At 71.7% G+C, this 20,887-nt stretch carries 21 protein-coding genes and 1 pseudogene; 13 read left to right on the forward strand and 9 right to left on the reverse strand.

What is annotated here, in order from left to right; translation table 11 throughout:
• Nucleotides 1–19 precede the first annotated feature (19 nt).
• On the reverse strand, nt 20–598 hold the full coding sequence (locus HQQ88_RS03065) for a DUF1097 domain-containing protein (protein ID WP_235035823.1): 579 nt from the start codon (nt 596–598) through the stop codon (nt 20–22).
• On the reverse strand, nt 591–1,922 hold the full coding sequence (locus tag HQQ88_RS03070; RefSeq protein ID WP_173168596.1) for an amidohydrolase family protein: 1,332 nt from the start codon (nt 1,920–1,922) through the stop codon (nt 591–593). The genes HQQ88_RS03065 and HQQ88_RS03070 overlap by 8 nt, the downstream gene beginning before the upstream one ends.
• Nucleotides 1,923–2,070: 148 nt before the next feature.
• Between HQQ88_RS03070 and HQQ88_RS03075 the strand changes: the two genes are divergently transcribed.
• Genes HQQ88_RS03075 through HQQ88_RS03085 form a run of 3 tightly spaced genes read left to right on the forward strand, consistent with a single transcriptional unit; the run spans nt 2,071 to nt 5,452 of the window.
• Nucleotides 2,071–2,763: a FadR/GntR family transcriptional regulator gene (locus HQQ88_RS03075; RefSeq protein ID WP_173168597.1), complete on the forward strand. Its 693-nt coding sequence runs from the start codon at nt 2,071–2,073 to the stop codon at nt 2,761–2,763.
• Entirely contained in the window at nt 2,763–3,863 is a 1,101-nt protein-coding gene (locus HQQ88_RS03080) for an acetamidase/formamidase family protein (RefSeq protein WP_173168598.1), read from the forward strand. The genes HQQ88_RS03075 and HQQ88_RS03080 overlap by 1 nt, the downstream gene beginning before the upstream one ends.
• Nucleotides 3,860–5,452 carry an AtzH-like domain-containing protein gene (locus HQQ88_RS03085; protein ID WP_173168599.1) on the forward strand — a complete coding sequence of 531 codons (1,593 nt, stop codon included), beginning with the start codon at nt 3,860–3,862 and terminating at the stop codon, nt 5,450–5,452. The genes HQQ88_RS03080 and HQQ88_RS03085 overlap by 4 nt, the downstream gene beginning before the upstream one ends.
• A 35-nt stretch (nt 5,453–5,487) precedes the next feature.
• On the opposite strand, the gene HQQ88_RS03090 is transcribed toward HQQ88_RS03085, so the two are convergent.
• Nucleotides 5,488–6,306: an RNA methyltransferase gene (locus HQQ88_RS03090; protein ID WP_131847417.1), complete on the reverse strand. Its 819-nt coding sequence runs from the start codon at nt 6,304–6,306 to the stop codon at nt 5,488–5,490.
• A gap of 220 nt (nt 6,307–6,526) precedes the next feature.
• Here HQQ88_RS03090 and HQQ88_RS03095 point away from each other — a divergent pair, with 220 nt between their 5' ends.
• The 3 genes from HQQ88_RS03095 to HQQ88_RS03105 all read left to right on the forward strand — a co-directional run bounded on the left by HQQ88_RS03095 (nt 6,527) and on the right by HQQ88_RS03105 (nt 8,853).
• On the forward strand, nt 6,527–7,408 hold the full coding sequence (locus HQQ88_RS03095; RefSeq protein ID WP_216834126.1) for a Sir2 family NAD-dependent protein deacetylase: 882 nt from the start codon (nt 6,527–6,529) through the stop codon (nt 7,406–7,408).
• A complete protein-coding gene (locus HQQ88_RS03100; RefSeq protein WP_132100333.1) occupies nt 7,405–8,043 on the forward strand; it encodes a histidine phosphatase family protein in 639 nt (212 codons plus the stop codon). Before HQQ88_RS03095 ends, HQQ88_RS03100 begins: the two co-directional genes overlap by 4 nt.
• 69 nt (nt 8,044–8,112) lie before the next feature.
• A complete protein-coding gene (locus HQQ88_RS03105) occupies nt 8,113–8,853 on the forward strand; it encodes a hypothetical protein (RefSeq protein ID WP_173168600.1) in 741 nt (246 codons plus the stop codon).
• A 102-nt stretch (nt 8,854–8,955) separates the two neighbouring features.
• On the opposite strand, the gene HQQ88_RS03110 is transcribed toward HQQ88_RS03105, so the two are convergent.
• Both HQQ88_RS03110 and HQQ88_RS03115 read right to left on the reverse strand, forming a co-directional pair.
• Entirely contained in the window at nt 8,956–10,029 is a 1,074-nt protein-coding gene (locus tag HQQ88_RS03110) for a glycosyltransferase family 1 protein (RefSeq protein ID WP_173168782.1), read from the reverse strand.
• Nucleotides 10,030–10,034: 5 nt separating this feature from the next.
• On the reverse strand, nt 10,035–11,036 hold the full coding sequence (locus tag HQQ88_RS03115; RefSeq protein WP_254066824.1) for an alpha/beta fold hydrolase: 1,002 nt from the start codon (nt 11,034–11,036) through the stop codon (nt 10,035–10,037).
• Nucleotides 11,037–11,149: 113 nt separating this feature from the next.
• On the opposite strand from HQQ88_RS03115, the gene treS reads away from it, so the two are divergent.
• Both treS and HQQ88_RS03125 read left to right on the forward strand, forming a co-directional pair.
• Nucleotides 11,150–12,859: a maltose alpha-D-glucosyltransferase gene (gene treS, locus HQQ88_RS03120; protein ID WP_111084171.1), complete on the forward strand. Its 1,710-nt coding sequence runs from the start codon at nt 11,150–11,152 to the stop codon at nt 12,857–12,859.
• Nucleotides 12,860–12,896: 37 nt separating this feature from the next.
• Entirely contained in the window at nt 12,897–13,661 is a 765-nt protein-coding gene (locus HQQ88_RS03125) for a 3'-5' exonuclease (RefSeq protein WP_173168601.1), read from the forward strand.
• A gap of 76 nt (nt 13,662–13,737) precedes the next feature.
• On the opposite strand, the gene HQQ88_RS03130 is transcribed toward HQQ88_RS03125, so the two are convergent.
• The 3 genes from HQQ88_RS03130 to glgA form a co-directional block, all read right to left on the reverse strand.
• Nucleotides 13,738–13,986, reverse strand: a complete 249-nt coding sequence (locus HQQ88_RS03130; RefSeq protein ID WP_017887280.1) for a type B 50S ribosomal protein L31 — start codon at nt 13,984–13,986, stop codon at nt 13,738–13,740.
• Nucleotides 13,987–14,094: 108 nt separating this feature from the next.
• Complete coding sequence (locus HQQ88_RS03135; protein ID WP_111083979.1) at nt 14,095–14,877, reverse strand: ABC transporter ATP-binding protein; 783 nt, start codon at nt 14,875–14,877, stop codon at nt 14,095–14,097.
• A gap of 9 nt (nt 14,878–14,886) precedes the next feature.
• Nucleotides 14,887–16,086 (reverse strand): glycogen synthase, encoded by a 1,200-nt coding sequence (gene glgA / locus HQQ88_RS03140; RefSeq protein ID WP_131847427.1) that lies wholly within the window; start codon nt 16,084–16,086, stop codon nt 14,887–14,889.
• Between the two features lie 47 nt (nt 16,087–16,133).
• Between glgA and glgC the strand changes: the two genes are divergently transcribed.
• Nucleotides 16,134–17,375, forward strand: a complete 1,242-nt coding sequence (gene glgC, locus HQQ88_RS03145; RefSeq protein WP_123294454.1) for a glucose-1-phosphate adenylyltransferase — start codon at nt 16,134–16,136, stop codon at nt 17,373–17,375.
• 89 nt (nt 17,376–17,464) lie between these two features.
• Nucleotides 17,465–18,103, forward strand: a complete 639-nt coding sequence (serB, locus tag HQQ88_RS03150; protein ID WP_131920127.1) for a phosphoserine phosphatase SerB — start codon at nt 17,465–17,467, stop codon at nt 18,101–18,103.
• 92 nt (nt 18,104–18,195) lie between these two features.
• Here serB and fabG read toward each other — a convergent pair whose 3' ends face one another.
• A complete protein-coding gene (fabG, locus tag HQQ88_RS03155; protein ID WP_027465673.1) occupies nt 18,196–18,909 on the reverse strand; it encodes a 3-oxoacyl-ACP reductase FabG in 714 nt (237 codons plus the stop codon).
• Nucleotides 18,910–19,074: 165 nt separating this feature from the next.
• Here fabG and HQQ88_RS03160 point away from each other — a divergent pair, with 165 nt between their 5' ends.
• The 3 genes and pseudogenes from HQQ88_RS03160 (at nt 19,075) to HQQ88_RS03170 (ending at nt 20,782) form a co-directional block, all read left to right on the forward strand.
• Complete coding sequence (locus tag HQQ88_RS03160) at nt 19,075–19,497, forward strand: DUF3099 domain-containing protein (protein WP_123294380.1); 423 nt, start codon at nt 19,075–19,077, stop codon at nt 19,495–19,497.
• Nucleotides 19,497–19,703, forward strand: a pseudogene (locus HQQ88_RS03165) (hypothetical protein); the annotation flags it as partial. The gene HQQ88_RS03160 and the pseudogene HQQ88_RS03165, both read left to right, overlap by 1 nt.
• 98 nt (nt 19,704–19,801) lie before the next feature.
• Nucleotides 19,802–20,782 carry an SURF1 family protein gene (locus HQQ88_RS03170; RefSeq protein WP_173168602.1) on the forward strand — a complete coding sequence of 327 codons (981 nt, stop codon included), beginning with the start codon at nt 19,802–19,804 and terminating at the stop codon, nt 20,780–20,782.
• Nucleotides 20,783–20,887 lie beyond the last annotated feature (105 nt).

The following is a 20,887-nucleotide window of genomic DNA, read 5'->3' on the forward strand; positions in this document are numbered from 1 at the left end:
CGAGCGTACCGGTCGGTGCCTAGACCCTGGCTGCGACCGGCTGCTCGACGGCGGGGGTCGTCGTGGGCGTGTCCGTCGTCGCGCCGGGCTGGGTCGGCCGCGCGAACGTCAGCCGCCGGGACAGGTACGCGAACACCGGACCGAGTGCGTTCATCACGACGACCGACGCCCATGCCGCCCACGCGTTGCCCGGATCGAACCCGAAGCCGCCGAAGCACGTGGCGAAGAAGGACGCGAACCCGAGGAACATGCCGGGCACGAGCCCGAACAGCCGCGTCCGACCCGTGTACATCAGCGCGCAGTTGACGACCAGGATCAGCAGCGCGAGCACGGTGTTCTGCGCGGCCTGCCCCTCGCCGAGCACGGTGCCGAACCGCTGGTCGAGCAGCACGATCACGAGGCCGAAGGCGGACCCGATCGGCATCGCCGCCCAGAGCCGGGTGGCGTTCCGGAGCGTGGGCTTCGCCCCGAGCAGGAACATCCCCGCCCAGCTGATGAAGATCGCCCAGGTGGGCAGGTGCAGCGCGTTGCCGCCGATGAACGCCGTGGTGCCGGCGAGGACCGAGGCGACGATCTCGTGCGGGATCCGTTCACGCATGGGTGAGTTCCATCGATCGAGTGGTGGACCCGGTGGTGAGTCGGGTGGTCCTGGTGGTCTCCGCGACGACGCGGCCGCGCTTGGCCACGAGGTTCCGATCGGGGCGGTCGAGCAGGACGCCCGCGGGGTCGGTCGTCGACAGGACGACGAGGTCGGCGGCGGCTCCGGGCCGGATGCCGTGGGTCTCGGAGACCCCGACGACGCGGGCCGCGGACGACGTGGCCATCTCGAGCACGCGCCCGAGGTCGGCCGGGCCGGACAGGTGCCCCACCTGCGCGAGCAGCAACCCGATGTCGAGCAGGTCCGCGTTGCCGAACGGCGTGAACGCGTTGCGGACGTTGTTCGACGAGTAGGCGCTCGTGACGCCGGCGTCCCAGAGCTCGCGCACCGGGACGACCCCTCGGCGGACGTCTCGGTCGTCCGAGCGACCGCCGAGGTGCAGGTCCGTGGCGGGCAGCGGCACCACCGCGACACCCGCTGCTGCGAGTTTCGCGAGCACGGCGCTGCGCGAGACCGGGGGCAGACTGGCGAGCGAGGTCACGTGTCCGAGGGCGACCCGGTCCCGCAGCCCGCGAGCGGCGACACGGTCGGCGATGTGCCCGGCGAGGGCGAACCGCGGGTCGGACGTGTCGTCGGCGAAGTCGGCGTGCAGGTCGGCCGGCACGTCGAACTCCTCGGCGAGGTCGAGGACGGTCTCGATGTGCTCGTGGCATGCAGCCAGGGTCGCCTCGTTGTAGGTGCAGCCACCGATCACGTCGGCCCCGGCGGCGAGCGCCTGGCGGAGCAGGGCGAGCGTGCCCGGCGCCTTCGCGATCCCCTCCTGTGGGAACGCGACGATCTGCAGGTCCAGGGCGTCGCGGTACTCGTCGCGCAGGGCGAGGAGCACCTCGACGCCGGTCAGTCCGACGACGGGGTCGACGTCGGGGTGCGCCCGGACGAGTGTCGTGCCGTTGGCGATCGCCTGGTCGAGCAGGGTCCGGGCGCGGTCACGGACGGAGTCGTGGGTGAAGCCGCGTTTGAGCTCCCCCGTCACCGCGATCGCGCCGGCGAGGGTGCCGTCGGGGTTCGGTCGTTCGCGGTCGAGCAGTGCCTTGTCGACGTGCAGGTGGGACTCGATGAGCCCCGGGATCACGACGCGACCGGCACAGTCCACGACGTGCGCCGCCTCGGTCGGCTCGACCTCCGTGCCCGCTTCGGCGACCTCCGTGCCCGCTTCGGCGACCTCGGTGCCCGCTTCGGCGACCCGGACGATCGTGCCGTCGGCGACGTGGACGTCGACCAGGCGGCCGTCGGTCAGGCGGGCCGTGCGCAGGATCAGGTCCATGGTGGGGTCTTCCTCGGATCGGGATGGATTCGGACGTGACCCACCCTTCGCCCGCCGTGTTTCCGACTCGGACGCCACGTGTGACGAGCGTGTAAAAGTTGGTCGTACCAATGAACCAAACGGACCAACGGACCCTAGGCTCCTGTCCATGCAGAGAGGCCACACCCTGAGCGCCGCGACCGCCGCGCACCTGGCCCGCCTGGTGCTCGAGGACCTGGCACCCGGCAACAAGCTCCCGCCGGAACGGACCCTGGCCGAGGACCTCGCCGTGTCCCGCACCACGGTGCGTGAGGCCATGCAGGAGCTCGAGCGCCGCCGACTCGTCTCCCGGACACCCGGCCGTGGCACCGTCGTGCTGCCGCGCTCCGAGGAGGCGACCGCCCTGCTCGAACAGCAGTCGGGCGCAGCGCACGGCGACGACCTGGCACGACGGGCCGAGCACGTCGCCGAGTTCCGCACGGTGGTCGAACCCCGGGTCGCCGGTTTCGCCGCCGTCCGTGCCGGCGAAGCGGACCTGCTCGCCCTCGAACGCATCCTCGCCGCCACGCACGCGGGACTCAGCCCCGAGGAGTCGCTGGCACAGGACGTCGCCTTCCACGTGCAGGTCGCGCGCACCTCCGGCAACCCGCTGCTGGTGTCCCTGTGCGAGCTCAGCAGCGGGTGGGTGCAGGACGTCCGTGCCCGGTCGCACAGCACCAGCGAAGGTCGCCGCTCGTCGTTCGTCTGGCACGAACGGATCCTCGACTGTATCCGACGGCACGACGAGGACGGCGCCCGTGACGCGATGACCGCCCACCTCGCCGACGTCGCCCACCTCGTCGAACGGAAGGCCGACCGATGATGACCACACACACCCCCGCGATCCCGACCCTGCAGCCCGGCGCCGGCCCGATCCGGTCCGACCGCTACCTGCCCGTCGACCCGGACACGGTCCTGTGGGGTCGGCTGCCGAACGCCGACGACCGCCCGGTCATCACGATCGCGTCCGGTGAGGACGTCACGATCGACACCGTCAGCCACGAGGGGATCCTGCCCGACCAGGGCAGTGACCCCCGCGCGTACTTCGCGTCGCACGGCGTCGCCGCGGAGCACGTGCTCGACGACGCCGTCGCGATCGCCAGGAGCGGCCACCGGGACCCTGCCACCGACGGCCCGCACGTCGTCTCCGGTCCGATCGCCATCGCGGGCGCCGAGCCGGGCGACGTCCTGACCATGACGGTGCTCGAGACGCTGCCACGGGTGCACTACGGCGTCGTGTCGAACCGGCACGGCCGCGGTGCCCTGCACGGCGAGTACCCGGTCGACGGCACCACGGTCAGCGTCTTCGCCGACGTTGTCGAGACGGCCGCGGGTCAGCGGGGCCGCATCCCCCTGACCGGCGCCCGCGACCGCTTCGCGCACTTCCCGCTCGCTCCCTTCCTCGGGATCATGGGCGTCGCCACCCCCGGCGAGCGGCTGCACTCGGTGCCGCCGGGCCGGCACGGCGGCAACGTCGACGTGAACCTGCTGCAGGTCGGCGCGCAGCTGCACCTGCCGGTCCTGGTCCCCGGGGCGCTCGCGTACGTCGGTGACCCGCACTTCGCGCAGGGGGACGGCGAGGTCGCGCTCACCGCGATGGAGGCGTCGCTCCGCGCGACCGTCCGGTTCGACGTGACACCCGCCGCCGAGGCCGCGCAGCAGTTCGGCGACGTGGTCTGGCCGCTCGTCGAGACCCACGAGTTCCTCGTGCCGACGGGCATGGACCCGGACCTCGACGAGGCCGTCCGCGCCTGTGTCCGGCACGCGGTCGCGATCCTCGGTGCCCGCTGGGGCATGGAGCCGCACCTGGCGTACGCCTACCTGTCGGCGGCGACGGACTTCAACATCTCGCAGGTGGTCGACCTGGTCACCGGCGCGCACGCCCGCATCCGCAAGGCCGACTTCGAGGAGCCCGCACGATGAGCGCGCACGAGACGAGCACGCACGAGACGAGCACCGCGGCACCGGAGGGCTTGCTCGACGCGCTCGACGCGTACGAGGCCGCCCTCGCCGCGAACGACCTCGACGCGCTCGACGCCGCGTTCGTCGACGCCCCCGGCACGATGCGCGGTGACGACCGCGGCCTGCTCGTCGGGCACGACGCGATCAGCGCGTTCCGCGGGGCACGGGGTGGGGTCCAGGCCCGGTCGCTGACGCGCGTCGAGGTCCGCCCCCTGGCCGAGGGACTCGCCCTCGTCGTGTCGGTGTCCGAGTTCGCGGCGGGCGGGCAGGGCCTCCAGACGCAGCTGTGGCGACGCGACAGCAACAGCAACAGCAACAGCAACCACGACGACGCCGGTCCGCGCTGGCGCATCGAGGCAGCCCACGTCACCGGCCGCCCGAAGGCCTTCGACACCACCGTCTGGCGCGCCGTCGGCGACCCGCTCGTCGCCCCCACCGCGTCCGGACCGCTCGACGGGCTCACCGTCGCGGTGAAGGACCTCTACGCCGTCCCCGGCCAGCCCGTCGGCGGCGGCAACCCGACGTACCTGCGCGAGTCCCCCGTCCAGGCGACGCCGGCAGCGGCCGTCGCGGCGCTCCTCGACGCCGGCGCCGCGGTCCGCGGCATCGCGCGCACCGACGAGTTCGCCTACAACCTGACGGGACGCAACGAACACCACGGCACCCCACCCAACGGGGCGGTCCCGACCCGACTGCCAGGAGGCTCGTCCAGCGGATCCGCATCGGCCGTCCGTCTCGGCACGGCTGAGATCGGGATCGGCACGGACACCGCGGGATCGGTGCGGGTCCCCGCCTCGTACCAGGGACTCTGGGGCCTCCGGACGACCCACGGCACGGTCTCCCGCAAAGGGCTGCTCCCCCTCGCACCGTCGTTCGACACGGTGGGGTGGCTCACCCGGAGCGCCGACGTCCTGCTCGCGGCGCTCGACGCCACGGTGCCGTCGGATCCGGACGCTCCTGCGGAGCCGGAACTCCTCGTACCCGCCGAGCTCCTGGACCTCGTCGAGCCGGCCGTCGCCGAGGCCTTCACCGCCTTCGTCGCCGGGCACGGCCGACCGATCGGCACCGTGCAGCTCGCCGACCTCGGGATCCCGCCCCTCGACGACCTGCGCGAACTGCTGCGCCTCGTGCAGGCCGCCGAGGCCGTCGCCGCCCACGGTGCCTGGATCGACGCCCACCCCGGCGCCCTGAGCACCGTCGTCGGCGACCGGTTCGCCGCCGCCCGGGCGAACGACCCCGCAGCCACCGCCGACGCCGTCGCGCGACTCGACGACGTCCGGGCCACGATCCGCACGGCCCTCGCCGACCGGACCCTGCTGTTCCCGACCGTCCCCGGGCCGGCACCGCTCCTCGCCGCCGACACGGTGGCACTCGAACGCACCCGGACCGCGACGACGGCGATGACGAGCCTCGCGAGCGTCGGCGGCGTGCCGGCGGTCAGCGCTCCCGCCCTCACCGTGGACGGCGCACCCGTCGGCGTGTGCCTGGTCGGCGAACCGGGCACCGACCGTGCCCTGGTGATCCGCGCCGGACGGATGCTGCGGCGCTGAGGCGAGCCGCGCCTCCTGGTCCGCCCGTGGCGTGCCTAGGAGGCGAGCCGCTGGGCCTGGGTGACCGCCCACAGACCCACGGCGCTCGCCGCGGCGATGTTGAGCGAGTCGACACCGTGCGCCATCGGGATCCGCACCGTGGTGTCCGCCGACGCGATCGCGGCGGGCGTCAGCCCCTGCCCCTCGGTGCCCATGACGAGCGCGACCTTGCCGGGGACGTCCCGGGTGAACTCGGCGAGGTCGACCGACTCGTCGGTGAGCGCCATCGCGGCGAGGTGGAAGCCCTGCGCGCGCAGTTCCTCGCCCGCCGCCGGCCACTCGCCGATGCGGGTCCACGGGATCTGCAGGACCGTGCCCATGCTCACCCGGACGCTCCGGCGGTACAGCGGGTCGGCGCAGCGCGGGCTCACGAGGACCGCGTCCGCGCCCAGGCCGGCGACGCTGCGGAAGACGGCACCGACGTTCGTGTGGTCGACGATGTCCTCGAGCACGACGACGAGCTTCGCGTCCCGCACCACGTCGGCCACCGTCGGCAGCTCGGGGCGCTGCACCGCCGCGATCGCGCCACGGTGCATGCGGAAGCCGGTGAGCTCCTCGAGCAGGGCGTCCGGGCCCACGAAGACCGGACCGTCGTGGTCCGCGACCAGGGGCAGCACGCTGTCGAGCCACTTCTCCTGCACCAGGATGCTCCGCGGGGTGTGCCCGGCACGGACCGCGCGCTCGATGACCGTGTTCGACTCGGCGATGTACAGGCCGCCCTCCGGTTCGCTCACCCGGCGGAGCGCCACGTCGGTCAGACGGGCGAAGTCGTCGAGGCGGGGGTCGTCGAGGGAGTCGATGCGGACGGGGTGCACGGGGCTCGTTTCGGGGTCGTTCGTGGGCGCCGGTCGGTGTCGTGGCTTGCGTGCTGGCCGGTGTCGCGGCTGGCGTGCCGGCCGGTGTCTCGCAGCGTCTCGCCGAAGGGGGAAGCGACCGGGACGGTCGGCTGTTGAGGGTACCGTGAACAGGGTGCTGGATGATGCTGCGTCGACGACCGGACCGCCCACCGGGGCGACGGCCGGTCAGCCGACCGGTCTGCCGACCGCGGCGGACCTCGACCGCGTGCTCGAGGTGCTCGCCGGCAAGCGCGTCGCCGTGCTCTCCGGCGCCGGCCTGAGCACCGACTCCGGCATCCCCGACTACCGCGGCGCCGGGCGGGTCGTGCGCAAGCCGATGACCTTCCAGGAGTTCCGCGCCGACGCCGCCAAACGGCAGCGGTACTGGGCCGGCTCGCACCTCGGCTGGCGGAGCTTCGCCGCCGCCCGACCGAACGAGGGGCACCGGGCGCTCGCCGCCCTCGAGGACGCCGGCGTCGTCACGGGCGTCATCACGCAGAACGTCGACGGCCTGCACCTGCGCGCCGGGTCCCGCCGCGTGGTCGAGATCCACGGGTCGATGGACCGCGCCCTCTGCCTGACGTGCGGGCAGGTGTTCTCCCGCGCCGACCTCGCCACGACCATCGACCGCGCCAACCCGTGGATCGACGAGCCCGGCTCAGTGCAGCTCCAACCCGACGGCGACGTCGAGATCACCGACGTCGAGCGCTTCGTGGTGCCGGACTGCTCGGTGTGCGGCGGGATGCTCAAGCCCGACGTGGTCTTCTTCGGCGAGTTCGTGCCCACCGAGAAGTTCCACGAGGCGGTGTCGATCGTCGCCGACGCCGAGGCGCTGCTCGTGGTGGGGTCGTCGCTCACGGTGAACTCCGGCGTGCGGCTCGTCGACCACGCTGCCCGCCGCAAGAACCCGGTGGTCATCGTGAACCGCGGTGCGACCCGCAGCGACCGCCGTGCCGCCGTGAAGCTCGACGGCGGGACGACCGAGACGCTGGTGCACCTGGCCGAGCGGCTGGGGTCGGGTCCCCCGGCACCCGGTCCCACGGCAGCCGGTCCCGCGGCGTCTGGGATGATCGACGGGTGACGACGCTCCTGTACCTGGTCCGGCACGGTGAGACCGACTGGAACGCGCAGCGCCGCATCCAGGGTTCCACCGACATCCCGCTCAACGACACCGGACGGCGACAGGCCACCGAGGCCGCCGAACTCCTCACCCGCCGGCAGTTCGACGCCGTCGTCGCCTCGCCGCTGTCCCGCGCCGCCGAGACCGGGACGATCATCGCCGACCGGCTCGGCCTCGCGGCACCCGTGACGTACGCCGGGCTGGCCGAACGCTCCTACGGCGAAGCCGAGGGGCTCACCGACACCGAGGTCACGGCGATGTACCCGCACGACGACATCCCGGGCCGCGAGTCCCGGTCCGCGCTGCTCGCCCGCATCACGGAGACGCTCGGTGAGATCGCGGTGCGCTTCGACGGCGGGGTCGTGGTCGTCGCCACCCACGGCGCGGTGATCCGGAGCGTGGTCAACGAGGCGGCGCCCGGCACCGCCGACCGGCACGCCACCCCGATCCGCAACGGCTCGATCCACTCGTTCCGCTGGGACCCCGAACGCTTCCACGCGGAGCTCGTCCGGTTCGACGACCCGATCGACGACGTCTCCGACGGACCCGGGCGGTACGCGTTCGACTACCAGAACCCGCTGGAACGCCGGGGCTGAGGAGCGCCCTGCGCGGACGGGGCGGCCGTCCTGCGACTAGGCTCCGACGCACCCGAACCAGGGGGCGACATGGTGACCGACGGAACCGACCCGGGTGGCTGGCAAGCCACTGACCAGCAGGACGACGACCTCGACCGTGCCTTCGGCCCCGAGACCGCCAGCGTGCAGACCCGCACGATGGGGCAACGGGCACGCACCTGGCTCGTCATCGGCGGCAGCACCGTCGTCGTCGCCGGCGTGATCGCCCTCGTGCTCGGCACCATCATCGGCAGCGTGGAGACCGGCATCGGCGGCGTGTTCCCCCGGCCGGACCTGGCACTCGACCGCCTCGACGACCGGCTCGCCGACGTGCCGGGCGTCACCGAGGTCCGCCACCACCCGGCCGAGAAGACCGGCTTCGCGAGCTACGACGCCACCGCGACGATCACGGCCGACCCGTCGCTCGACCCTGCCGCGCGCACCGACCTGGTCGAGACGCTGAGCAGCGCGACCGACTCGGCCGGTGGCAACGGCGTCCGGGTGGTCGCGATCGCCGACCTCGGTGCCCTCGAGGTGGGTGTCTCCGACTCCCGCACGGTGACCGCGAAGCGCCTGGTGCTGGCGGACACGCTCGACCACATCGGCGGGGTCACGGCCGTCCGCTGCTCGTGGGAACGCGGTGGCACGCCGTCGGACCGCGCCGCCGACCAGTCGATCGTCGTCGAGACCCCGGGGCGAGGGGCCGCCGTCCCGCCGATCGTGGCGCGCGTGACCGAGGAGACGCACAAGGTGTTCCCCGGGGCGAGCGTCGAGGTGGTCGCGGCGAAGTAGCGGTCGCCGGTCGTGTGGCCGACGCGGAACGACGAATCCGATGTCGTACGACGTCGACCATGTCGTATCGCATCGACCGACGCGCCCCGCCCCCGCGCCCCGCTACCGCGCGCGCCGGTCGGCCACGGCCCGCTCGACCGCCCGCACGACCTGCTCCGCCGAGTCCTGCCACCGGAACCGCGCGGCCCGCTCGACCGACTGCGCCGAGGCCTCGTCCCACCGCTCCTCGACCCGCCGCACCGCAGCCGCCACCGCCGACGGCGACGCCGGGTCGAAGTACTCGGCCGCATCGCCCCCGATCTCGCGGAAGATCGGGATGTCGCTCACGACGACCGGGGTCCCGACGCCCATCGCCTCGACCAGCGGGATGCCGAAGCCCTCGTCGTACGACGCCGTCGCCAGGGCCGTGGCGGATCGGAGCACCGACAGGTACTCCTCGTCGGTCGCACCGTCGTGGAACACGATCGAGCCGGCCGGCGCGAGCCCCTCGATCCGTGCGCGGTCGGCGTCAGACACCCGCGACATGCAGTGCAGGGTCCAGTCCGCTCCGAGCAGCGGCAACGCGGCCGCCAGCGTCTCGACGTTCTTGTACGGCATGAACGACCCCATGTAGACGAGCGAACGCTCGCGCGGCGCATCCGCCGCACGCGGAGTCGCCGGGTCGGCAGCGTTGTACGCCACCGTCACCGGACGCTTCGTCAGCCGGTGCTCGGCGATGAGCCCCGCGGTGGTCTCGGACACCGTGACCACCCCGTCGGCACCGTTCAGCAGGACGCGCTGCGGCACCCACGACAGGTGGAACGCGCGCCACCCGAGCCGGAGCGGCCACGAGAACTCGCGCGGAGGTGTCCGGTTCCGGTAGTAGATCAGGTCGTGCAGGGTGAGCACGAGTGCGTAGTCGCGCCCCCGCGAGCCCATCGTCTGCATCGGCGAGAACACCACGTCGAGGCCGAGCCGGTTCACCCGCCGTGCGACGAGCGGCTCCCCCGCGTCGGTGGGTGCCGGCAGCAGCTCCCACGGCAGGTCGCGCGGCAGGGACTCGAGCTGGCGCTCGTCGTGGACGAGCAGCACGGCGTCGTGCCGGTCGGGCAGGTTCCAGGCCACTCCGGCGGTGAAGCGGCTGATGCCGTCGTGCCGGCCGATCCGGACGTAGCGGCAGTCGATGCCGATCCGCAGGCGCGTCACGCGTCGGTCTCCTCGGTCGCGCTGGCCTTCGTCGCGGTCGTCCGGGAGGCCCGGCCCGCGCCCGACGATCGGCCCGCCTTGGTGCCGCGGCCCCGTCCAGGGCGCGCGGCCGTGTCCGCCATCCGGCGCAGCACCGCCGCAGCGGCCGGTGCCGGTGTCTCGTAGTGCACCAGGTGCCCGACCCCGGGGATGACCACGAGTTCGGCATCGCGCAGGCGGCCGGCCAGGGCGCGCTGCTCGGGGACGGCCGTGATGTCGTCGTGCTCCGCGGCGATCATCAGCACCGGCACGTCGATCCGGTCCGCGTACTCGGACACGTCGTGGGAGACCGAGGTGCGGAACACCTCGAGCACGCTCGTGCGGTTCGCGAAGGCCGAGAAGTACCGGTCGTGCTGGTCGTGCACCCAGCGGCGCATCCCGCGGTCGTGCGACTTGAGCATCGCGATGCTCATCACCCGCACGATGGCGGCGTTCCGCAGGATCCCGAGCCCGATCGGCTTCGGCAGCACCGCGCCGGCCTTGTAGTAGCCGATCGCGATCCCGGTGCCCACCGCGCGGGGCCCCTGCAGCGCCGGGGCGGCGATCGGGTTCACGAGGACGAGCAGCCGGGTATCGAGCCCGGCAGCCACGGTGGCGGACACCACGATCGACCCGAACGAGTGGCCGAGGACGACGGCGTCGCGGCCGAGCCCGAGCGCCTCGTGGAACGCGCGCAGCCAGCCGACGTACGACTCGATGTCCGACACCGGCAACGGGTCGGACACGCCGAAGCCGGGCAGGTCGGGCACGATCACGCGGACGTCCTGCAGGTGCGCGGCGATCGTCTCGAGGCCGTGGTGGTCCCCGCGGAACCCGTGCACCGCCAGGACGGTCTGCGTCGCGTCGGACGGCCCGTACTCCCAGTAGTGCGTGGTGCGGCCGTCGACCTGCACGGACCGGTGGACCACCGGGGTGGCGGCCATGAGCGACTGGTACGGGGAGAGCACGGGCGGTTGCATCGGCGCCAGTCTACGAAGACAACCGCACGAAACCCCGGACACCCGCAGCATCGCGCGCCTATCGTGTCCGGGGCGGGCCGTCGACGGGCCCGTCGACGACGACGAGGAGCACGGTGACCTTCACAGCCCCGATCCAGCTGCCCGGCCTGACGCTCGACCCGCAGTGGTACAAGCGCTCGGTCTTCTACGAGTGCATGATCCGCTCGTTCGTCGATTCGAACGGCGACGGGATCGGCGACCTGCAGGGCGTGATCGGCAAGCTCGACTACCTGCAGTGGCTCGGCGTCGACGCCCTGTGGCTGCCGCCGTTCTTCCAGTCGCCGATGCGCGACGGCGGGTACGACATCGCCGACTACAAGGCGATCCTGCCCGAGTTCGGCACGCTCGACGACTTCCGCGAGCTCGTCACGAAGTCGCACGAGCGCAACATGCGCATCGTCATCGACATGGTGATCAACCACACCAGCGACCAGCACGAGTGGTTCCAGCAGTCCCGCGAGGACCCCGACGGTCCCTTCGGTGACTTCTACGTCTGGCGGGACACCGACGAGGAGTACCCGAACATCCGGGTGATCTTCGTCGACACCGAGGAGTCGAACTGGACGTTCGACCCGGTCCGCCGGCAGTTCTTCTTCCACCGGTTCTTCTCGCACCAGCCCGACCTGAACTTCGAGAACCCCGCGGTGGTCGAGGCCGTGTACGACGTCGTGCGGCACTGGCTCGACCTCGGTGTCGACGGTCTGCGGCTCGACGCGATCCCGTACCTGTTCGAGTCGGAAGAGGGCAACGGCGAGGGCGAACCGGAGACCCACGAGTTCATCAAGAAGATGCGCGCGATGGTGGACGACGAGTACCCCGGCCGTGTCCTGCTCGCCGAGGCGAACCAGTGGCCGCGCGAGACCGCCGCCTTCTTCGGCACCGACGAGGAGCCCGAGTGCCACATGGCGTTCGACTTCCCGGTGATGCCCCGCATCTTCTACTCGCTCCGCGCGCAGCACGCCAAGGAGCTGTCGGCGATCCTGTCGGAGACACTCGACGTGCCGTCCGCGGCAGCCTGGGGCGTGTTCCTCCGCAACCACGACGAGCTCACGCTCGAGATGGTGAGCGAGGAGTACCGGCAGGCCATGTACGGCTGGTACGGCTACGACCCCCGGATGCGCTCCAACATCGGCATCCGCCGCCGGCTCGCTCCCCTGCTCGACAACTCGCGTGCCGAACTCGAACTCATCCACGCGCTGCTGTTCTCGCTGCCGGGCTCGCCGTTCCTGTACTACGGCGACGAGATCGGGATGGGCGACAACATCTGGCTGCCCGACCGCGACTCGTCCCGCACGCCGATGCAGTGGACTCCCGACCGCAACGCCGGGTTCTCCACGGCAGACCCGGGCAAGCTCTACCTGCCCGTGGTGCAGTCGCTCGTGTACAACTACGCGCAGGTCAACGTCGAGGCGCAGCTCGCCCAGTCCCGCTCCCTGCTGCACTGGGTGCGCAACGTCATCCACGTGCGGAAGGCCCACCCGGTGTTCGGGCTCGGGACCCTGCACGTGCAGGAGACCTCGAACGAGTCGGTGCTCGCTTTCGTGCGCTCGTGGGAGGGCTCCGGGCAGCAGTTCGGGCCGTCGGCGGAGGACGTGCTGTGCGTGTTCTCGTTCGCCACGAACCCGACGTCGGTCACGGTGTCGGCGCCGGAGTTCGCCGGTCGGCCGCTCTACGACCTGTTCGGCGGCGGTTCGTTCCCCGCGTTCGACGAGGACGGCACCGTCACGCTGACCCTCGGGACGCAGTCGTTCTACTGGCTGCACGTCGGCGCGCCGGTCGGGTAGCACCGGTCGTGTCGGTGCGTCCCGTTAGCCTGACCGCGTGACGTTCCCCACAGCACAGCTGGATCCGACAGCACGGCTCGACACGCACGCCCCGGCGCAGGACCTCTCCGGACGCCCCTGGTGGCACGCCCTCGGCGTCTTCGACCTCGAGACCACCGGTGTCGACGTCGAGACGGCGCGGATCGTCACGGCGCACGTCGGCCTCATCGACATGACGGGTGCCTCCATCGCCGAGGGTGCGTGGATCGCCGACCCGGGCATCGCGATCCCCGAGGGCGCCGCGGCCGTGCACGGCTACACCACCGAGCGCGCCCAGGCCGAGGGGCGTCCCGCGGCCGAGGTCGTCGCCGAGATCATCGCCGCGATCGAGGCGGTGTTCGCCCGCGGCATCCCGCTGGTGATCTACAACGCCCCGTACGACCTGACGGTCCTCGACCGCGAGGCAAAGCGGCACGGGTTCGCCTCCCCCGTCATCGGCAACGTCGTCGACCCGCTCGTGATCGACAAGGCCCTCGACACCTTCCGCAAGGGCAAGCGCACGCTCGAGGCGGCGTCCGAGCTGTACGGCGTCACCCTCGACGACGCACACGACGCCGGTGCCGACGCCATCGCCGCAGGTCGGGTCGCCCAGGCCATCGCGGGCAAGTACCAGGACGAGCTCGGCATCTCGGCAGAAGAGCTCCACCGCAAGCAGGTCGGGTGGTGCGCCGAGCAGGCGACGTCGTTCCAGGAGTACATGCGCAAGAAGCGCGACCCGTCCTTCACCGCCGACGGTCGCTGGCCGCACCGCAACGGCGCCTGATCCGCGCACCGGCCGCACGACGCAGAACGGGCGGTCCTCCCGAAGGAGGACCGCCCGTTCTGCTGTTACCGAAGGACTACTTGGAGAAGCCCTTGAAGCGCTGGTTGAACTTCTCGACGCGACCGGCCGAGTCGAGGATGCGCTGCTTGCCCGTGTAGAACGGGTGCGAGGCGGACGAGATCTCGACGTCGATCACCGGGTAGGTGGCACCGTCGAGCTCGATCGTCTTGTCGCTGTTCGCGGTCGAACGCGTCAGGAAGGTCTCACCGGAGGCCAGGTCACGGAAGACGATGGCGCGGTACTCGGGGTGGGTGTCGGTCTTCATGGAGTTTCCTCGATAGCGGTAGCGGTGGTGGGATTGCGCGAGATGCGCGGGAAGTCATCGGCTTGCGCCAGCCGTCAACGTTACCAGACGGACGGCGCGATCGCAGCGCTAGGACGCGCGCGCCGTGTACCGACCGGCGTCCTTCGTGACGGACAGCGCGATGCCGAACGCCTCGGTCAGGGTCTGGTCGGTCAGGACCTCGTCGATGGGCCCGGCGGCCTGCACGTGGCCGTCGGCGAGCACCAGCGCGTGGGTGAACCCGGCGGGGATCTCCTCGACGTGGTGGGTGACGATCACGATGGCCGGCGAGTCGGCGCTCTGGGCGTAGCCGCCGAGGGTGCGGACGAGGCTCTCACGGGCACCGAGGTCGAGCGAGGCGGCCGGTTCGTCCAGGAACAGGATCTCCGGGTCGGTCATGACGGCACGGGCGATCTGGACGCGCTTCTGCTCGCCGTCGCTCAGCTCGCCGAATGTGCGGTCGGTGAACGACCCCAGGCCCCACTCCTCGAGCACGCGCTGGGCGCGGCGGACGTCGAGCTCCTCGTACTCCTCGTTCCAGCGACCCGTCACCGAGTACGCGGCCGTCAGCACGACGTCGATGACCTTCTCGGTCACCGGGATGCGCCGGGCCAGGGCGGTCGACGCGAAGCCGATGCGCGGGCGGAGCTCGAACAGGTCGGCGCCGCCCAGCTCGGTGCCGAGCACCTCGACGTCACCCGAGGTCGGGAACGTCTGGGCACCGGCGACCTGCAGCAGCGTGGTCTTGCCGGCGCCGTTCGCGCCGAGCACGACCCAGCGTTCGTCGTCCTGCACCCCCCACGAGATCGAGTCGAGGATGGTGGCCCCGTTGCGGACCACGGAGACGTCTGACAAGCGCACGACCGAGGGCATGCGACCAGCCTACGGGGTCCGGCCGAGCACCTCGTCGTAGACCTGCCGTGTCCTCGTGGCGATCGCGTCCCAGGTGAACTCGGACTCGACGCGCAGGCGTCCGGCACGGCCCATGAGCTTCGCGAGCCCCTCGTCGGCGAGCACCTCGTTGAGGGTCGCGGCCAGGTCCGCCACGTACTTGTCGGGGTCGGTCGGGGTGCCCGTGCCGTCCTGCGCCTGGTCGATCGGCACGATGCGACCGGTGAAGCCGTCCGCGACGACCTCGGGGATGCCCCCGGTGCCGGTGCCGACGACGGGGATGCCGCACGCCATGGCCTCGAGGTTCACGATGCCGAGCGGTTCGTAGATCGACGGGCACACGAAGACGGTGCCCGAGGACAGCACGTTCACGATCTCCTCGTGCGCGAGCATCCGGTCGATCCAGACGACGCCCTCGCGCTGCTCACGCAGGCCCTCGACCAGCCCGGTGACCTCGGCGAGGATCTCCGGGGTGTCCGGGGCACCGGCGCACAGCACGATCTGGACGTCCTCGGGGAGCGACGCCACGGCGCGGAGCAGGTAGGGCAGGCCCTTCTGCCGGGTGATGCGACCGACGAAGACGACGCTGGGGCGCGACGGGTCGATGCCGAGGGCGCGGACGGCGTCCTCGTCGACCTGCGGCTTCCAGGCGTCGATGTCGATGCCGTTGTAGACGACGTGCACCTTCGCCGGGTCGATCGACGGGTACGAGCGCAGGATGTCGGCGCGCATGGCCTTCGACACCGCGATGACGCCGTCAGCGTTCTCGAACGCCTCGCGTTCCATCCAGCTCGACAGGCGGTAGCCGCCGCCGAGCTGCTCGGCCTTCCACGGGCGCAGCGGCTCGAGGCTGTGCGCCGTGACGACGTGGGGGATCCCGTAGGTCAACTGCGCGATCCGGCCCGCCGAGTTCGCGTACCAGGTGTGCGAGTGCACGAGGTCGGCGCCCTCGACGTCGGCGGCGATGGCCACGTCGGTGCCGAGCGCCTGCAGCGCGCCGTTCGCCTGCTCGAGGCCGGCCGGCGTGCGGTACCCCCAGACGTCGACTTCGTCGCGGAAGGCCCCGAAGGCCCGGACGCGGACGTCGGTGTCGGTCCCCGACCGCAACGCAGCAGTCAGTTCGGCCACGTGGACACCCGCTCCGCCGTAGACCTCCGGCGGATACTCCCTGGTCAGTAGATCGACTCGCACGGGTTCAAGGTAACCGGTTCCCAGTGCTGACGCCTACTGTGAGCGGCATGGCACCAAAGAAGGTCTTCGGCATCGTGCTCGCTGGCGGCGAGGGGAAACGGCTCATGCCGCTCACGGCCGACCGGGCGAAGCCCGCAGTCCCGTTCGGCGGGAACTTCCGTCTCATCGACTTCGCGCTGTCGAACCTGGTGAACTCCGGTCTGCAGAAGATCGTCGTCCTCACCCAGTACAAGTCGCACAGTCTCGACCGGCACGTCGCCGAGACCTGGCGCATGGAGGGCCTGCTCGGGTCCTACGTGGCGTCGGTCCCTGCGCAGCAGCGACTCGGCAAGCGCTGGTTCGCCGGTTCGGCCGACGCGATCCTGCAGTCGCTCAACCTGCTCCGCGACGAGCGTCCCGACATCGTCGTCGTGGTCGGCGCCGACCACGTGTACCGGATGGACTTCCACCAGATGGTCGAGGCGCACATCGCCTCGGGTCGCAGCGCCACCGTCGCGGCGATCCGTCAGCCCATCGAGCTCGCCGACCAGTTCGGTGTCATCCAGGTGGACGCCGACGACCCGACGAAGATCGACGCCTTCCTCGAGAAGCCGAAGAACCCGGTCGGGCTCGCCGACTCCCCCGGCGAGGTCCTCGCTTCGATGGGCAACTACGTGTTCAACGCGGACGCCCTCGTCGACGCGGTGCTCCGCGACGGCCAGGTCGAGTCGTCTGCGCACGACATGGGCGGCGACATCGTCCCCGACTTCGTGGACCGCGGCGACGCCGGGGTCTACGACCTGCAGCGCAACGAGGTCCCCGGGTCCACCGACCGCGACAAGTACTACTGGCGCGACGTGGGGACGATCGACTCGTTCTTCGACGCGCACATGGACCTCATCGCCCCGGTGCCGGTGTTCAACCTGTACAACCAGGACTGGCCGATCTTCAACCAGCAGACGAACCTGCCGCCGGCGAAGTTCGTGCGGGACGCCAACGGCAACACCGGCTCGACGGTCGACTCGCTCGTGTCGCTCGGCTGCCTGGTGTCGGGCGCACAGGTCGAACGCAGCATGATCGGCCCGTGGTGCGGGATCGACTCCGGCGCGAAGGTCCTCGACTCGATCGTGTTCGAGCGGGCGACGATCGGCGCCGGTTCGGTCGTGAACCGGGCGATCCTGGACAAGGACGTCGTCATCGCGCCGGGTGCGCAGGTCGGCATCGACCGTGAGGCCGACGAGGCCCGCGGCTTCACCGTGACCGAGTCGGGCATCACCGTGGTCGGCAAGGGCGTCCGCGTCGACGCGTAGCGTCGGCCGCACCGACGAACGGACGGACAGGAGGCACGGCTCGCGTCACGGACGCGGGCCGTGCCTCCGTCTGTCGGTACCGTTGGTCCGTGCCCCGCTTCCTCGTCGTCCTCGATGCCGATTCCACCCTCCTCGAGGACGAGGTGATCGAACTCCTCGCCGACACCGCCGGGACCCGGCCACAGGTCGCGGCGATCACGGAGCGCGCCATGCGCGGGGAGATCGACTTCGCCGAGAGCCTCCGGGAGCGTGTCGCGACCCTGGCGGGCCTCCCGGTCGACGTCTTCCGACGCGCACAGCAGGCGGTCCGCGTGACGCGGGGTGCCGACCAACTCGTCCGCGGCGTGCACGCCGCCGGTGGGACCGTCGGTGTCGTGTCCGGCGGGTTCCACGAGGTCCTCGACCCGTTCGCCGAGCAGCTCGGTCTCGACCACTGCCGGGCGAACCGACTCGAGGTGTCCGACGGCGTGCTGACCGGACGTGTGCTCGGCGACGTCGTGGACGCGCACGCGAAGGCCGTCGCCCTGCGCGAGTGGGCCGAGGCCGACGGCGTGGACGCGGTCCGCACCGTCGCGATCGGCGACGGGGCGAACGACCTCGAGATGATGCGCGTCGCCGCCCTGTCGGTGGCGTTCGACGCGAAGCCGCGCGTGCGGGAGCAGGCGGACGTCGCCGTCGTGGACCGCGACCTGTCCGCTGTGCTCGCGACGCTCGGCCTGCGCGGCTGAGCGGACCGTCCGGTTCTTCGCGCTCAGCGGCACGTCACGCGCGCGAGCACCCGTGAACTGTCGCTGAGCACGAAACGACGCGCAGGCGCTGGCTAGTGGCCCATGCCGAGGCCGCCGTCGACCGGGATGATCGCGCCGGAGACGTAGCCGGCCCCGTCGCTCGCCAGGAACAGCGTGGCGTCGGCGACGTCGTCGACCGTGCCGTACCGGGCCGCCGGGATCGCCTTCTTGAACTCGGCCTGCAGCTCGTCGGACAGCGCGGCCGTCATGTCGGTCTGGATGAACCCGGGCGCGACGACGTTGGCGGTGATGCCGCGCGAGCCGAGCTCACGGGTGATCGACCGGGCCATGCCGACCAGGGCGGCCTTCGACGACGCGTAGTTGACCTGGCCGATCTGGCCGTAGGCGCCGACGACGCTCGACATGAGCACGATGCGGCCGAACTTCGCCTTCATCATGCCCTTGGTGGCGCGCTTCACGACCCGGAACGTGCCGGTCAGGTTGGTGTCGACGACGCTCGTGAAGTCGTCCTCGGACATGCGGAGCAGCAGCTGGTCGTTCGTGATGCCGGCGTTGGCCACGAGCACCTCGATCGGACCGAGCTCGGCTTCGACCTGCGTGAAGGCGGCGTCCACCGAGGCCGTGTCGGTGATGTCGGCCTGCACGGTGAGGGCCCCTTCGGGTCCGCCCTGTCCGCTGCGCGACGTGACCGCGACGCGGTGCCCGGCGGCGACGAAACGCTCGGCGAGGGCGTGGCCGATGCCGCGGTTTCCGCCGGTGATCAGGACGGTACGGGGGGTGCTCATGGTCGCTCCGTTCGGTGGTGGTGTGCGGTCGTGTCGTGCCGACGGGTCGGCGGACACGCCCGGACGAGCGTAGCGGAGCCAGCACCGCAGCCCGTTCGCGCGCGGCGCACCCACGATCGGCCCCGGAGGCTTAGGCTGGACCACGGGTAGACGGAGACCATCTGTATGAAGAGCACGCACACCAGCATCACCACGCTCCCGGATTCGCCGGAGCTGGACCGGGCGCACCGCCTGTCCCGCTACGTGTGGCAGATGGCCATCCGCGTCGTCCTCTTCGTCGTGGCCGTGCTCGTCTACTCCATCTGGCACTCCTGGATCGCCGTCGTGCCGATCGTCCTCGCCGCCGTGATCCCCTGGGTCGCCGTGATCGTCGCGAACGCCGGCAGCCGGACCGAGAGCGACATGATCTCGCCCGCCGGTGCGATGCAGCTCTACGACGCCGTCGACCCCGGCCTCCGCGAGCAGCAGGAAGAGGACCGGGCCCAGGCCTACCGCGACGAGCAGGACCGCCTCCGGCAGCAGGCGCAGCACGCGCAGGACGAGTGGCAGCGCAACGGCGACCGCTCGAAGATGTGGGGACCCCGCTGATGGGCGCGACCTTCGACCTGCACACCGAACCGGGCTCGACCCCGGTCTGCTCCCGAGCCGGCTGCTCCAACACGGCAGCGTGGCGGGTGAACTGGCGCAACCCCCGGATCCACTCCGCCGACCGCGTGAAGATCTGGGCCGCGTGCGAGGAGCACCGCGACTTCCTCGCCGACTACCTGCGGTCCCGCACCTTCCCGGTGCGCGTCACCGGCATGCACGAGGACGTCGACCGGCTCGACGACGAACGCGACCCCGCCTCGTCGCCGAAGAACGACGTCGGGGTGCGCTCCACCGGCACCGGTCGATGACCGACGACTTCGACCCGCACTCCCGGTACGGCCGGAAGCACGCTGCCAAGCTGCAGCGCGCCGCCGACCACGCCCGTCGCTCCGTGCCGGACGACGAACGCCCCACTCAGGACCCGGACGAGCCCTTCGTCGGCTGGCACTTCGTCCGCAGTCGCCGCTGGCTCGGGTACTTCGCGATCGCCGTGGCCTTCGCGATCGTGTGCGCGCTGTTCGGCATGTGGCAGTGGGACCGCCGCAACGAAGCGGTGCGCCAGAACGAGCAGGTCGCCCAGAACTACGACCACACCCCGGTCCCCCTCGACCAGGCGCTGCCGACGGCGTCGAGCTGGCAGGACGAGCAGGAGTGGCTCCGCGTCTCCGTGACCGGCCGCTACGACATCGACGCGCAGCTGCTCGTCCGCAACCGCGTGCACAACGGCCAGCCCGGCTTCGAGGTCCTCACCCCCCTGGTCACCGACGACGGCCGGGCGTTCATCGTCGACCGCGGCTGGGTCCCCACCGGCAACGCGCAGGACGCCCCCGACCACGTACCCGCTCCCCCGTCGGGCGACGTCACGGCGATCGTCCGGCTGCAGCAGAGCGAGCCCCGGATCCCCGGCCGTACCGACCCCGCGCACACGGACCAGGTGCAGTCGGTGACCCTGGCCGACGTCGCGAAGAAGGTCGACACCCCGATCTGGACGGGTGCGTACGGCGAGCTCGCCTCCGAGTCCCCCGCCCCGACCGAGGCGCGCCCGCTCGGCTGGGAGCGTCCCACTGCCGACACCGGCCTGCACCTGAGCTACTTCATCCAGTGGTTCCTGTTCGCGGCCGGCGGCTTCGGGTTCCTGGCGTACGTGATGGTGCAGGAGTACCGGAACCTCAACCAGGACGACCCGGAGGAACGCGAGCGCGCCCAGGAGCGGCAGCGCCGCAAGGACGCCAAGCCGAAGACCGACGCCGAGATCGAGGACGACCTGATCGCGTCCCGCCGCTGACGCACTGCGCCGGGCCGCTCGCCGCGGGCGCGCCGCCGAGCGGTCACGAACCGTCGCCCGTCGACGCCGGTGACGCCACGTGGTGACCATTCGGCGGACGTGAGC

It is taken from the genome of Curtobacterium sp. VKM Ac-2861 (assembly GCF_013204965.1).
Taxonomy (GTDB): Bacteria; Actinomycetota; Actinomycetes; order Actinomycetales; family Microbacteriaceae; genus Curtobacterium.